The organism is Zobellia uliginosa, from assembly GCF_018860745.1.
Taxonomy (GTDB): domain Bacteria; phylum Bacteroidota; class Bacteroidia; order Flavobacteriales; family Flavobacteriaceae; genus Zobellia; species Zobellia uliginosa_B.
The window spans coordinates 240,611-254,561 of the sequence record NZ_JAHKPY010000003.1 but is presented as its reverse complement, the minus strand read 5'-3'; the positions used below and the strand labels follow the sequence as shown (position 1 = coordinate 254,561).

11 protein-coding genes are annotated in these 13,951 nt (G+C 35.4%); 5 read left to right on the top strand and 6 right to left on the bottom strand.

Annotation, left to right across the window (positions count from 1 at the left end):
• The gene (locus tag KO521_RS04820) at positions 1-351 is read left to right on the top strand and encodes a ribose-5-phosphate isomerase (RefSeq protein ID WP_215938780.1); all 351 of its coding nucleotides are present in this window, start codon (positions 1-3) and stop codon (positions 349-351) included.
• A gap of 153 nt (positions 352-504) precedes the next feature.
• Complete coding sequence (locus KO521_RS04815; RefSeq protein WP_215938779.1) at positions 505-3,777, top strand: ligand-binding sensor domain-containing protein; 3,273 nt, start codon at positions 505-507, stop codon at positions 3,775-3,777.
• 92 nt (positions 3,778-3,869) lie between these two features.
• Here the strand turns inward: KO521_RS04815 and carB are convergent, their stop codons facing one another.
• Positions 3,870-6,725 carry a carbamoyl-phosphate synthase large subunit gene (gene carB, locus KO521_RS04810; RefSeq protein ID WP_215938778.1) on the bottom strand — a complete coding sequence of 952 codons (2,856 nt, stop codon included), beginning with the start codon at positions 6,723-6,725 and terminating at the stop codon, positions 3,870-3,872.
• A gap of 119 nt (positions 6,726-6,844) precedes the next feature.
• A complete protein-coding gene (gene rpmH, locus KO521_RS04805) occupies positions 6,845-7,012 on the bottom strand; it encodes a 50S ribosomal protein L34 (protein ID WP_072991142.1) in 168 nt (55 codons plus the stop codon).
• A gap of 185 nt (positions 7,013-7,197) precedes the next feature.
• On the opposite strand from rpmH, the gene KO521_RS04800 reads away from it, so the two are divergent.
• Complete coding sequence (locus KO521_RS04800) at positions 7,198-8,103, top strand: DUF6263 family protein (RefSeq protein ID WP_215938777.1); 906 nt, start codon at positions 7,198-7,200, stop codon at positions 8,101-8,103.
• A 5-nt stretch (positions 8,104-8,108) separates the two neighbouring features.
• A complete protein-coding gene (locus KO521_RS04795; RefSeq protein ID WP_215938776.1) occupies positions 8,109-8,624 on the top strand; it encodes a DUF2892 domain-containing protein in 516 nt (171 codons plus the stop codon).
• Between the two features lie 63 nt (positions 8,625-8,687).
• On the opposite strand, the gene cls is transcribed toward KO521_RS04795, so the two are convergent.
• The 3 genes from cls to KO521_RS04780 form a co-directional block, all read right to left on the bottom strand.
• Entirely contained in the window at positions 8,688-10,160 is a 1,473-nt protein-coding gene (gene cls, locus KO521_RS04790) for a cardiolipin synthase (protein WP_215938775.1), read from the bottom strand.
• 127 nt (positions 10,161-10,287) lie between these two features.
• Entirely contained in the window at positions 10,288-11,250 is a 963-nt protein-coding gene (locus KO521_RS04785) for a lytic transglycosylase domain-containing protein (RefSeq protein ID WP_215938774.1), read from the bottom strand.
• Positions 11,251-11,438: 188 nt separating this feature from the next.
• Positions 11,439-12,101: an alpha/beta fold hydrolase gene (locus KO521_RS04780; protein WP_215938773.1), complete on the bottom strand. Its 663-nt coding sequence runs from the start codon at positions 12,099-12,101 to the stop codon at positions 11,439-11,441.
• A 169-nt stretch (positions 12,102-12,270) separates the two neighbouring features.
• Here KO521_RS04780 and KO521_RS04775 point away from each other — a divergent pair, with 169 nt between their 5' ends.
• Positions 12,271-12,564 (top strand): GNAT family N-acetyltransferase, encoded by a 294-nt coding sequence (locus KO521_RS04775; RefSeq protein ID WP_215938772.1) that lies wholly within the window; start codon positions 12,271-12,273, stop codon positions 12,562-12,564.
• Positions 12,565-12,620: 56 nt separating this feature from the next.
• Here the strand turns inward: KO521_RS04775 and mtaB are convergent, their stop codons facing one another.
• On the bottom strand, positions 12,621-13,949 hold the full coding sequence (gene mtaB / locus KO521_RS04770; protein WP_215938771.1) for a tRNA (N(6)-L-threonylcarbamoyladenosine(37)-C(2))-methylthiotransferase MtaB: 1,329 nt from the start codon (positions 13,947-13,949) through the stop codon (positions 12,621-12,623).
• Between the last annotated feature and the right edge of the window lie 2 nt (positions 13,950-13,951).

Here is a 13,951-nt window from a genome sequence, read left to right as displayed (position 1 = left end):
ATGGCCAGAACTGTCTACCATATTTATGTTGTAGAACTTTCCAAAAAGGTTTTTACAGAGAATAGACGTTTTAGAGAAGCAAACCCTCAGTTTAATGGTGTTCTACAGTGCCTTTATGTAGGCATGACCAGTAAGACTCCAACAGAACGATTTGAACAACACAAAACAGGATATATCAACAAAAAAGGACATAAATTATCTGCTAACCTTGTTGAAAAATACGGTCTATATTTACGCGGGAGCCTTTTTCATCATATCGCCCCAATACCAACTAGAGCCAAAGCCTTAAAAATGGAAGAGGCCTTGGCATTGGAGCTTAGACGACAGGGGTATGCCGTTTGGTTTAATTAGATATATTAAAAATGACGACCTAAAGCTATGATTATCTTTAAATAAGCTTTTCACAACAACATAGTGCACTCAGGCAACAAAAATGGGCGACGTGTGAATAAAAACTATAATTTGTAGGTTTTAACCTACTTATTGTTTACGCGCAACGTTATTATGATTTCATCCAAGCAATCAGCTACACTACTGTTATGGTCGGCATTACTACTGCTATGTTGTAGGTTTTCATTTGCACAGGAAAATCAAAACAACATATCGTTTCAACACCTACCTGGTGGCTTATCTCAAAGCTCTGCCAATGTTATGTTTGAAGATAGTTATGGTTACTTATGGATTGGGACTAGAAATGGCCTTAATAAATACGATGGTCAAAATTTTCAAATTTACGAACAGACTCTAGATAGCAAAACAGGCCTTACCAATGGTTATATAGAAGATATTTACGAAGATGACAATAGACAATTATATATTGGCACAGTTCAAGGTTTAAATATTTATCACCGGGAAATGGATGTTCTAAAATCCTACCCGTTTATTGGTGAAGGCAAAAAATTAGCTTTACAGCATTTTTATTCTGTTTTTAAATGCTCAGGTTTTCTTTGGTTAGGTACAACTACTAGTCTCTTCCGATACGAAATTAACACGGGGGAAACCAAAGAGTTCAAGTATCCAGGGGCCACAGATAACTTTTTTGTAAAAATCGCAAAACTAAATAACGAAAGAACCGCGGTTATAATCGATAATGATATATGGGTATTGAACAATGAATTGCAAATTTTATCAACCCTTCACGAAAATCAAAGAATACGCAGTTTTCTACAACAAAACGAATTTAGATTTTTAATCGGTTTACATAATGGGGAATTAATTGAATTAAAAGTCGAAAATGACAATTCATTAAACATAAACAGAAAAACAATAAGTAATGGCTTCCCTATTTTATCCTTATCAATTGCATCTAATGGCGATTTTTGGATAGGTAGTGAAAATGATGGACTTTATATATACTCCAAAAGTACCGGACAGTTATCAAACCTAAAGTATGACAATAAAAATATAGAATCAATTTCCAGTAACTCCATATGGTTCATTTATAACAACAAAGGAATTATGTGGTTGGGGCCTTATAAAAAAGGTCTAAGTTTCTATGATCCTATTTATCATAAATTTAAGCATGTTGAAAACGAACCATTTAATTCTCAGTCGATAAACAATAATAACATAAATTGTTTTATTCAAGACAGAAATAATACCAATGACCACCTCTGGATAGGAACTGACGGTGGTGGTTTAAATTATTGGGACAGAACTTCTAATTCTTTTATAAAATACAATTTAGATAATAAAAAACTAAACACCAATGTAGTGTTAAGCATACTGCAAACCAAGGAAGATCAATTGTGGCTGGGTTCATGGGGCGGGGGTATTACTGTATTTAATCTGAAAAGTAAAAACTATGATGTTTTAACGAAAGAAAATTCATTCTTGCTGTCAAATAATGTCTTTAATCTAATGATGGACAGCAAAGAGCGTATATGGATTTCAACTTTTCACGGTGGATTACAAGTATATGACCCTAAAACAAAAACACATAAAAATATAGACCTTAAAAACAATATCAATAAGACTAAGGTCACTACTATTACTACCGTAACGGAAGATAAAAACGGAAATGTTTGGGTGGGAACACAGATTTCAGGACTTTACAAACTTGTTGAAACAAATGAGAAATGGTGGTATACAAGTTATAATAGCCCAGAAAATGAACAAAACATAAGTAATGACTTCATTAATGCAATTGTAGAAGATAGCAAAGGCGTTTTGTGGGTTGGTACACAAGCCGGCTTAAACAAATACAATTCCAAAACCGATTCTTTCCAATCAATCACACATAAAAGTGGATTGAAAAATGATGCGATAAAAGGAATTATAGAAGATAGCAACCATTGGTTATGGCTTAGTACAGGAGATGGAATTATTCATTTTGACCCTAAGACTGAAACCTCTATAAATTATGATATTAGTGATGGTTTGCAAGGCAGCGAATTCAACTCCAATTCCTTCTATAAAACCAAAACTTACGATTTGATTTTTGGAGGTAGCAATGGTTTCAATATTTTCCAAGCGAAGGATATAATAAAAAGAGAGGATAAACCAAGGGTAAATATTACAAGTTTAAAAATTTTCAACAAACCCGTTAATCCTGGCGATGAATCCAAAATTTTAAAAAAACATATCTCGCAATCAGATTCTATTATCTTATCGTATGATAACAGTGTTATTAATTTTGAATATAACGCGTTGACTTTTCGCCATCCAGACAAAGTAAATTATGCTTATTTCCTAGATGGTTTTGAAACAAATTGGAATTACGTTGGGAGCAAAAAAACAGCCAATTACACAAATTTAGAACCTGGGGAATATACGTTTAGAATAAAATCCAGTAATTCTGACGGCATTTGGAACAACAATGAAACCACCTTAAATATAACCATTACCCCACCCTTTTGGCTAACCTGGTGGTTTCTCCTACTTATGATAGGTTTGTTAATTTCTTGTATTTATCTAGGACTATATCTTAGGATTAGAAATATAAAAAAATACCAATTAACGCTGGAAAAAAAGATAGACGAGAGAACGCGACAGTTGCAACAGCAAAAGAAAGAATTAGAAAAGGCCGCGGATGAATTAACAGTAAAGAATCAAGAAATTCAACGTTTTACTTTTGCCGTTTCACATGATCTCAAAAGTCCGCTAAGCGGTATTAAGGGCATTGCAAGCCTAATCCCGATGGAGTTTGTAATGAAGGATTTTCCCGAGTTAGAGCAATATCTAGAAATGATCAATATTTCATGTGATACTATGAATAATCTTATCGCCGATATTACTAAAATCGCAAAAATAGGTAAAGTCGAAAATAAAAATGAAGTGCTAGACACTAATGAAATCGTCTCATTATCCACCACCCTAGTTAAAGGGAAATTAAAAGTATCCAAGGTAAAACTGATCGTGGAAGAAAACCTACCTAACATCTATGGTGATAGAAATAGAATTATTCAGGTTTTTGGTAACCTTCTGGATAACGCCATAAAGTATATGGGAGACCAGAAACGACCTACAGTTCATATCAAAGCCGAAGAAGATGGCGAAAAAATACAATTCTTCGTTTCTGATAATGGTTCAGGAATGGATGAGAAATCTTTAAAAAAACTTTTTTCTCCTTTTGAGAGGTTTCATTCTGATGTTAAAGGTACAGGATTAGGCCTTTATATGATCAAACAAATTGTTGAATCTCACGATGGTACTATTAATGCAATATCTGATGGAAAAGGAAAAGGAACTACTTTTAAGGTAACCCTTCCAAACGTTGTGGGTCAAAAAATAACGGCTATGATAGAAAATGATATCGTTCCAAAAAACACCGATTAAGGTTATTTTACAAATAACAGCAATTATTGTAAAAAAAGCTCGTGACAAATAGTATTGTCACGAGCTTTTTTAAATTACTAACCTACGGCTAATTATTTGCTCAGATACATTTTTCTTCTAGCATAAAGATTATAAAAATCATCATCTTTTAAGCTATCTATAAAAAGAATGCTCTCTCCCGTACTCTTCATTTCAGGTCCTAGGTTCTTATTTACATTGGGAAATTTGTTAAAAGAAAAGACCGGTTGCTTAATAGCAAAGCCTTTAAGCTCTGGTTTAAAGTTAAAGTCCTTTACTTTCTTATCCCCTAACATAACTTTAGTTGCGTAGTTCACATAAGGCTCTTTGTAAGCCTTCGCAATAAACGGAACCGTTCTAGAAGCCCTAGGGTTGGCTTCAATGATATATACCATATCATCTTTTATAGCAAACTGAATATTTATAAGACCTACCGTATTCAATGCTAAAGCAATTTTCTTAGTATGATCTTTTATCTGTTGCATTACAAACTCACCAAGGTTAAAAGGTGGCAAAGTTGCATTAGAATCTCCTGAGTGAATTCCACAAGGCTCAATATGTTCCATTATACCAATAATATACACGTCTTCACCATCGCAAATAGCATCGGCTTCAGCCTCAATAGCACCATCTAGATAATGATCTAATAACAATTTATTATTCGGTATTTTTCTTAAAAGGTCAACTACATGAGATTCTAGTTCTTCCTTATTGATAACTATTTTCATTCCCTGCCCACCTAATACATAAGAAGGTCTTACTAACAAAGGAAAATCCAATTCATCGGCAAGGGCCAAAGCCTCATCTGCCGTTTCAGCAATACCGTATTGCGGAAAAGGAATATTGTTCTGTTTAAGCATTTCAGAGAAACTTCCTCTGTCTTCCGCTAAATCTAATGCTTCAAAGCTAGTGCCTATAATTTTGATACCGTATTTAGATAGTTTTTCCGCTAATTTTAAAGCAGTTTGCCCACCTAATTGAACAATAACGCCTTCTGGTTTCTCATGACGAATAATATCGTAGATATGCTCCCAGAAAACCGGCTCAAAATACAGTTTATCCGCAGTGTCAAAATCAGTTGAAACCGTTTCTGGATTACAGTTGATCATGATGGTCTCATAACCACATTCTGCTGCTGCAAGTACACCATGTACACAACAATAATCAAACTCAATTCCTTGACCGATCCTGTTTGGACCAGAACCTAGAACTACTATTTTCTTACGGTCCGTAACAATACTGTCATTCTCAACGTAACGTGTACCATCCGGTTTTTCAATTTCCGCTTCAAAAGTAGAATAGTAATATGGAGTCATCGCCTTAAATTCGGCCGCACAGGTATCTACTAATTTATAGACCCTGTTTATGTTCATTTCATCCGTACGTTTACTATGTACTTCACTCTCATAACAATCTAGCATATGCGCTATCTGTCTATCTGCGAAACCTTTTTGCTTTGCTTCCAACATCAAATCTTTGGTAAGCGTTGCAATCGTATACGTAGAAATCTCTTTCTCTAATAAATGAAGTTCTTCATACTGTTTTAAGAACCACATGTCTATTTTGGTTATCTCATGGATTCTACTCAATGGAATACCCAATTGGATAGCATCATATATGACAAAAACCCTATCCCAACTTGGAATGGTCAGTTTCTTGATGATTTGGTCATAGTTACTATAACCTTTACCATCTGCCCCTAGCCCATTTCTTTTGATCTCTAAAGATTGTGTTGCTTTGTGAAGGGCTTCTTGGAACGAACGTCCAATACCCATAACCTCTCCAACAGATTTCATCTGTAGACCTAAGGTACGATCAGAACCTTCAAATTTATCAAAGTTCCATCTTGGTATTTTAACAATCACATAATCCAAAGTCGGCTCAAATAACGCAGAAGTTGATTTTGTAATTTGATTATCGAGTTCATTTAGATGATACCCTATTGCCAACTTTGTAGCTATTTTTGCGATAGGATACCCCGTTGCTTTTGAAGCCAATGCAGAAGAACGAGATACTCTGGGGTTAATTTCAATGGCAATAATTTCCTCTTCATCGTCAGGGCTTACTGCAAACTGAACGTTACACCCACCTGCAAAATCACCAATGCTACGCATCATATGGATTGCCATATCACGCATTTTTTGATACGTTCTGTCTGACAAGGTCATTGCAGGCGCCACCGTAATAGAATCTCCGGTGTGAATACCCATTGGATCCATATTTTCTATGGCACAGATAATTACAACATTATCGTTATTATCACGTAATAACTCTAGTTCGTATTCTTTCCAGCCCATTAAGGCTTTGTCTATCATGACTTCGTGAATAGGAGAAATCTCCAAACCACGACTCAATAATTCATCAAAATCTTCTGGTTTATAAACAATTGCCGCTCCAGCACCTCCCAAGGTATAAGATGCTCTAATTACCAACGGAAAGCCAAATTCCTGTGCTATTTCTTTTCCTTTTAAGAAAGATGTAGCTGTAGCTTGCGGTGCCATGCCCACACCTATCTTAAGCATTAATTCACGAAACTGTTCACGATCTTCCGTAATATTTATCGCATCAATATCAACCCCAATAAGATCAACTCCAAAATCTTTCCATATGCCTTTCTCATCTGCTTCTATACATAAATTAAGAGCAGTCTGTCCTCCCATGGTAGGCAAAACAGCATCTATTTGAGGATGTTCCTTTAGTATCTCGATTATTGACTTGGTAGTCAACGGTTTCAAATACACATGATCAGCCATTGATGGATCCGTCATAATAGTAGCCGGATTACTATTTATCAATATAGTCTCTATACCATCTTCACGTAATGAACGTAAGGATTGAGAACCTGCATAATCAAACTCACAAGCTTGACCTATTACAATGGGACCGGAGCCGATCAGTAGTATGGATTTTAAATCTTTTCTTTTTGGCATTCGTTGTATTCTTTAAAACTTTGGCTATTTTTTGTTACAAATATCAGTACAAATCTGACATAAAAAAAGGTGCTACTTATAAAAAGTAACACCTATATATTTCTTAAAAAATAATATCATTATTTTTTATGTCTCGGTTCAGAGGATACAGAAAGTTTTTTTCTTCCTTTAGCTCTTCTACGAGCTAAAACTTTTCTTCCATTTACGGACGCCATACGCTCCCTAAATCCATGTTTATTTCTTCTCTTTCTCTTTGAAGGCTGATATGTTCTTTTCTGTCCGGGCATTGTATTATCCTTTTCTTTGTGTGATACAAGTTTGCGAATCCTTTCGCTAAAACTGGGCGCAAATATACAAAGACTTTTCTCTTTCCCAAACAGATTTAGAAAAATATTTTTATTGAATGCCTACCACCCAAAGATAGGTTTTTATTACTTTTGCCAAAATTCGATTTTATCAACGAAATCAATCTATGAGAAACTTTTTGGGCGTTATTTTCATTGTTCTTTCAAGTACTGTTTCTTTCGCACAGACACAGTTAGAATACAAATTGAAGAAAAATGCCGTCTTCACCGTAAAGCAAAATGCCGAACAGATCATTACACAGGAATTGGATGGAGCTTCGCATATTCTGACCAATAAAATCAATGGCGTTCTAGAGTTTAAAGTACTAGAAGTAAGGGATACCACCTATATGATCGCATTAAAATTCAAGGACCTTAATTTAAATATGACATCTAGCATACAAGGTGAATTGATGGATATTCATGCGCAAGAGGTGGACGAAAGTAATATGCAATCTAAAATTTTCAATAGTCTCTTAAACCGCCCGGTGGAAATCATTTTAAACAAAACGGGAGATATACTGGAAGTAAAAGGAGGTGATAGTCTGGTGGTAAAAATGGCCGAAGCCTCTGGTCTTGAAGACGAATTTTCTTTGAATATGATGAAAAAATCATTGCAAAAAGAATTTGGTTCAGAAGCTCTTTCCAATAGTTACAAGCAAATGACCTTCATTTATCCTAAAAAGAAAGTACAAGTAGGAAATACATGGAAAAATCAATATTCAGGAAAGCTACAGGCAGATAATATATGGACGCTAAAGGCCATTACTGCCAATTCCGCTAACATTACCGGAACTGCTGCTGTTACAATGAACGTAGTTGAGGCCGGAACCACCATGAAACTTACCGGAACACAAAAATCCGATATTACTACAAACGCCATTACCGGCTTTATAAAAGAGATGAACGTAGAAGGTGTTTCCAAAGGATCGTCTACCATGACCCAAATGGGCGACCAAGAAATACCGACTACAATACAGTCTTCTATCACTTACGAACTCATTCCTAATTTAAACGAACCGATCAATAATTAATACACATGTTCAACAAAAATCTTAAACTAGTCATTGCAGGACTGATTATAGCCTGCGCCGTATATCAATTTATTGAAGGTAATATCGGAAACGGAATCTTTTTAATCCTCCTATCCCTGATCTTCATATTTCTATATTTTAGAAATGAGATTATTCTATTGGCTTTTCTACGTATGCGAAAGCAAGACCTGGAAGGCACACAAAAGTGGCTAGACAAAATTAAAAATCCCGAAGCAGCATTAGTAACCAAGCAACAGGGATACTTTAACTATTTGCATGGTATTATCTTATCGCAAAAAAATCTTACCCAAGCTGAGAAGTATTTCAAAAAAGCTTTAAAATTAGGCCTTACTATGGACTATGATATTGCCATGGCCAAATTAAGCCTTGCCGGAATAGCTATGCAAAAAAGGAGGAAAAGAGAAGCTACAACCCTTCTTCGTGAAGCTAAAAAATTGGATAAAAGCAATATGCTTACCGATCAGATTAAAATGATGCAACAACAGATGAAGAAAATCTAACTGAGTTAGAAGTTAGGAATTAGGAGAAAAAATAATTCTACCTCTTAGCATTTTGTTCTCATATTACAAAAGTGGAGCCCAAAGTCTACTGAAAGACTCCTTCAACTTTCGTGAGATACCGCGATTTTTCCACCTTTCTAATTCAACTTCTTCACATTCCTTTAAATCATCCAGGAACATTTCAGCAAGCTGACTGTTGATTCCATCATTATAGATCATAGCATTGATTTCAAAGTTGATGGAAAAACTTCTATAATCTAGATTAGCAGTGCCCACTGTAGAAAACAAACTATCTATTACCAAAGTCTTGGCATGAATAAATCCTTTACAATATCTATAGATTTTTATACCTGATTCCAGACAGTATTCTATATAAGAGTCTCCGGCATACTGAGCAGCCCACGAATCTGATTCATAAGGAACAATTACCCTAACGTCAATTCCACTTCTGGCAGCGGTAGCTAAAGCCGTCAAAATAGCATCGTTTGGCATAAAATATGGCGATGTAATGTAAATACGTTCCTTTGCTGAACTAATTGCACAGAAGACTGCCTCCATAATATTTGCCCAATCTGTATCCGGACCACTAGCAGCGATTTGAACGGCTACCGGTTTTTCAGATTCTGGTTTGCTCTTTGGAAAAAACGACTGTTCTATTTCTACTTCGTTGTTAGAAGCAAAGTTCCAATTAAGCAGAAATGAGGATTGCAGTGATCCCACTGCACCACCTTGTAATCGTAAGTGGGTATCTCGCCAATAACGATCATTATCATATGAATTATCGTATCGCTGAGCCATATTAATACCTCCAACGTAACCTACTTTTCCATCAATAACAACAATCTTTCTGTGATCTCTGTAATTAAGTTTTCCGGTTGAGTTTGAAAATAGTACCGGCATAAAAGCATAGTGCTCAATACCTGCTTTGGTCATTTTCCTTTTTACACTATTAGAAATTTTACTTCCTACATCGTCATAGATTAATCTAACTTTTAAACCTGCCTTGGCTTTGTCCATTAAGACGTTGATTATTTTGAGACCAAGTTCGTCATCAAATAAAACAAAGTATTCTATATGAATATGGATTTCCGCATTATCAAGATCTTCAAATAACCGCTTAAACTTTTCTTCGCCATTCCTTAGGATACCTACATTATTATCAAAGGTAAGAACCGCCTTTTCATTATTTTTGAGCAACTTGTACACTTTAAAAATATCCTCGCCATAAGTTTCTTCAAAATCTTCACGCTCACTACAATCCAACTTAAAATTGTTTCGCCATTCCTTTATTTTCTGATTATCCAAAAAATATTTTTTCTCAAAAATTTTAGACTTCCTATAATCCTGACCAAAAAGATAGTAAACGATAAGCCCCAAGAATGGTAGAACCGCAAGTGCAAATAAAAATGAAAGGGTCTTTACCGGATTTTTATTCTTTAGGAGAATAAAAAAGGAAAGGATAATAACAAGACAATAGTTAACTGTTAGAAGGATGAACCATATATTGTCGTTAAATAAATTTAATAGTATATCCATCTTTCCTTTCACATAACAGACTTAACGGAAAGTCTGAACATTTAGCAGCAATTAAAGATGAGAAATAAAGTAGAGAAAAAAGGCCTCAATAGATTTTAAATATAATCCATTGAGGCATTTAGTATTGTTACTTTCCAATTCTGTAATACCCCTTATTAGGTATTTCAATGGTATATTTTTTACGAGAGCTATTGTTTAAATGTGCTTCCCTTAACCATGGATTATGTCTCTTTAGTATTTTGTAATTGATTTCGTATTGTTGTGCAAAATCCGCAAAACTAAGAACAGGTTCGTCCAACTCCACTTTAAAAGTCGGTACTGCCTGATACATATCTTCCTTATCAATATCAAAACCATATTTTTCCGGATGACTCAAAATTTCTTTTATGGCCATGATCCGAAATACATATCTACCGGTTTCCTGCCCTAACAAAAGATCATAGTAGTCACTAACTTGCTGAATGCCCAAGTACTTGTTAATAGCTCCAGCACCTGCATTATAAGAGGCTGCTGTTAAAGTCCAACTGCCATATTTTTTGTAATTTCTGTTTAAATACTCACAGGCTACTTCTGTTGACTTCTCTAAATTATAACGCTCATCTACATTTCTATTCACTTCTAAACCGTGCTCTTGCCCTGTAGCTTTCATAATCTGCCAAAAACCAGCTGCGCCGGCATGAGACTTAACGTTTTGAAGACCGCTTTCTGCAACCGCCAAATATTTAAAATCATCCGGAATACCATTTTTGGCTAAAATTGGTTCTATAATAGGAAAGTACATATTAGCTCTTTTAATCAAAAGCACGGCATTGGACTGCCAATACGTATTAACCAAAAACTCCCGATCAATACGCTCCAAAACCTCAGGATCATCCTGCGGCACTGGTTCTCCTGCAAAACTTAAATCTTCAGGTATCTCAATAGCAGAAATGCGGTATCCGTCTGCTACGTTTTTATCTAAATCAACTTCATTCTCCAAAACATCTGCATCACCTTTAGCAGGTTCTGCATCGCTCTGTACGGCAAATATCAAAGTGCTTACAACAAAAAAGACGCCTAGAAGCATCAATACATTCTTTAAAATCTTCATTTTTTGGTATTGTACGGTTTATTCAAAGTTAATAAACTCTTTTCTAATTTTTCCATCCCAAACGTACTCATATTCAGCATTGATCCAATTATTTTTTGGAGTCAACCACGATTACGTTTATATAGAAATACACCCATCTCTTAAAGTTAGAATAATGGATATAAAAAGAGCCTAGTATAACAACTCATTTATTGCAGAATAATTGTGGGTAGATGTTCGTTAAACCACCTAGCTCTATGAATAATCATGGTGTGTGTCCCGTTTTTGACAGTGATACAATCTTTAATTTTATCTATGGGAAAAACTACATCTTTTTCGCCATGAATATGAACGAGACCGTGAATTGGCTCAATTTGTTTCCAATTAACGATTTGATCAATAGACCAATCTATATAATATTTATCTCTAATTGATAAGTACTCTTCATAAAGCGACAAACGTTTATTTACTGTTTCCCCAAAAGCGTACTTAGCCAAAAGCTCCATATTATTTACTAAACCTGTAGGTAATAACTTATGAATTTTAGTGTATTTTGCAAATATCATTCGCTTGGGTAACTCTGCCGCATCTTTAACACTTGAAATAACCACTACTTTTTTAAACGCTTTGAACCTGGCCATCTCCTGAACTAGCATACCTCCAAAGGAAACACCCACTAAAACCGCTTGTTCATGATGAATATTTTGGTTCATTTTCTTAGCATACGATGTTAAGGACATGTTTTTTTCGGGTACAAACCACTCTAAAAAATGTTGTTCAAATTTATGCTCAGGTAGTGCAATATGTTGAAATATGGAGGGGCTGGCTGCCATACCTGGCATAAAATATACATGGATTTTAGAATCGCTCATTATCACAACACATAGTTATTGTTAGGAAATTAACATTAATTTCACTACTTTTGTTATCGACTTTGGGGGAATTCCATAGTTTATACAAATTTGAGCAAAAGTATACAAAATTACGATTTGAGAACACCGTGATTTTCTTACCTCTTGCCGTCATCTAAAATCAAACTATATGAATGAAGTAGAAATTATTGACAACAGTTTCTTGCGTCAATTCGAAACTACGGTTGAAGGCACATTGGCCAAGATCGAGTATTCTTCGCAAGAACGCAAAGTATTTCTAACAAAATTAGTAGTGCCTGAAGAAATCACTAAAGAAGATTTCAAAGAAGATTTTATCAAATCGGTTCTTCACCACATTCAGGAGAAAAATCTTAGAGTCGTCCCTACGAGTCCACAAATTGCCGGTTTTTTACGCAAAAACAGACAATATAAGGAAATGTTGCCAGTAGGCATTAGAATCTAGTCGTATTCAAAGTTTTTTTGAAGATGAATCCCGCAAGTAGCGGGATTTTTTTATGTTTAAACTTCTATGGTTGTTTTTTGAAACTCAAAACGAACTAGCCCATCCTCATCTATCTCTGTTAGCACTACAGAATGTAAAGTATTCACCAATTCTGGATTCCAAGGAGATTTTACTTTAACGTAATTACTGGTAAACCCGTGAATGTAGCCCTCTTTATTTTCTCCCTCAAAAAGAACCTGATGCATTTTACCTAATTGGCTTTCATAAAAAGCCCTCCTTTTTTTAACCGAAAGACCCCGTAACATCTTACTCCTCTTATTGCGTACTTGCTTGGTGACCACACCATCCATTTTAGCTGCAGCCGTATTATCGCGCTCGGAATAGGTAAATACATGTAAGTAAGAAATATCCAATTCATTCAGAAAATGATACGTCTCCAGAAAGTGTTCATCCGTTTCACCTGGAAAACCTACTATAACATCAACACCGATACAGGCATCTGGCATTACTTCCTTTATCTTGTTAACCCGGTCTATATACAGATCACTCATATACCTACGTCTCATTAGCTTTAAAATAGTATCGCTTCCGCTTTGTAACGGTATATGAAAATGTGGTACAAATGAATTACTCTTAGAGACGAAATCTATAGTTTCATTTTTCAATAGATTTGGTTCAATAGATGATATTCTTAAACGATGAATTCCCTCTACCCTATCCAACGCTTTTACTAAATCCAAAAAAGTATGCTTATGGATCTTGTTTCCAAACTCGCCTTTACCATAGTCTCCAATATTTACGCCGGTCAACACAATTTCCTTAATACCTTTTGCAGATATTTCCGCAGCATTATCTAGAACATTTTGTAAAGTATCACTCCTAGAAATACCTCTTGCCAAAGGAATGGTGCAATACGTGCACTTATAATCACATCCATCTTGGACCTTTAAAAACGCACGAGTCCGATCACCAATAGCGTAGCTACCTACGTAAAAGTCGGCATCTTCTATTTCACAGGAGTGCACCTCGCCAAGATCATTCTTGGTAAGGTCGTTTATGTAATCTGTAATTTTGAATTTCTCTGTAGCGCCCAATACCAAATCTACTCCGTCTACGGCCGCCAATTCCTCTGGTTTTAGTTGTGCATAGCATCCAATTGCCGCAACAAAAGCCTCAGGGTTAATTTTCTGGGCCTGCTTTACTATAGTTTTAAACCTCTTATCTGCATTCTCTGTTACGGAACAGGTGTTTATCACATACATATCTGCGTGTTCGGAAAAATCCACACGATCAAAACCGTCATCTTGAAAACCTCTAGCTATAGTAGATGTTTCTGAATAATTGAGTTTACAACCCAATGTATAGAAGGCAACTCTCTTTTTCATAC

Bases quoted from the DNA above. Each gene is read 5' to 3' on its own strand.
- KO521_RS04800 (WP_215938777.1), top strand. From the start codon at position 7,198: ATGAGAAACTTTTTGGGCGTTATTTTCATTGTTCTTTCAAGTACTGTT.
- KO521_RS04785 (WP_215938774.1), bottom strand. From the start codon at position 11,250: ATGAAGATTTTAAAGAATGTATTGATGCTTCTAGGCGTCTTTTTTGTT.
- mtaB (WP_215938771.1), bottom strand. From the start codon at position 13,949: ATGAAAAAGAGAGTTGCCTTCTATACATTGGGTTGTAAACTCAATTAT.
- KO521_RS04815 (WP_215938779.1), top strand. From the start codon at position 505: ATGATTTCATCCAAGCAATCAGCTACACTACTGTTATGGTCGGCATTA.
- rpmH (WP_072991142.1), bottom strand. From the start codon at position 7,012: ATGCCCGGACAGAAAAGAACATATCAGCCTTCAAAGAGAAAGAGAAGA.
- KO521_RS04780 (WP_215938773.1), bottom strand. From the start codon at position 12,101: ATGAGCGATTCTAAAATCCATGTATATTTTATGCCAGGTATGGCAGCC.
- cls (WP_215938775.1), bottom strand. From the start codon at position 10,160: ATGGATATACTATTAAATTTATTTAACGACAATATATGGTTCATCCTT.
- carB (WP_215938778.1), bottom strand. From the start codon at position 6,725: ATGCCAAAAAGAAAAGATTTAAAATCCATACTACTGATCGGCTCCGGT.
- KO521_RS04820 (WP_215938780.1), top strand. From the start codon at position 1: ATGGCCAGAACTGTCTACCATATTTATGTTGTAGAACTTTCCAAAAAG.
- KO521_RS04775 (WP_215938772.1), top strand. From the start codon at position 12,271: ATGAATGAAGTAGAAATTATTGACAACAGTTTCTTGCGTCAATTCGAA.
- KO521_RS04795 (WP_215938776.1), top strand. From the start codon at position 8,109: ATGTTCAACAAAAATCTTAAACTAGTCATTGCAGGACTGATTATAGCC.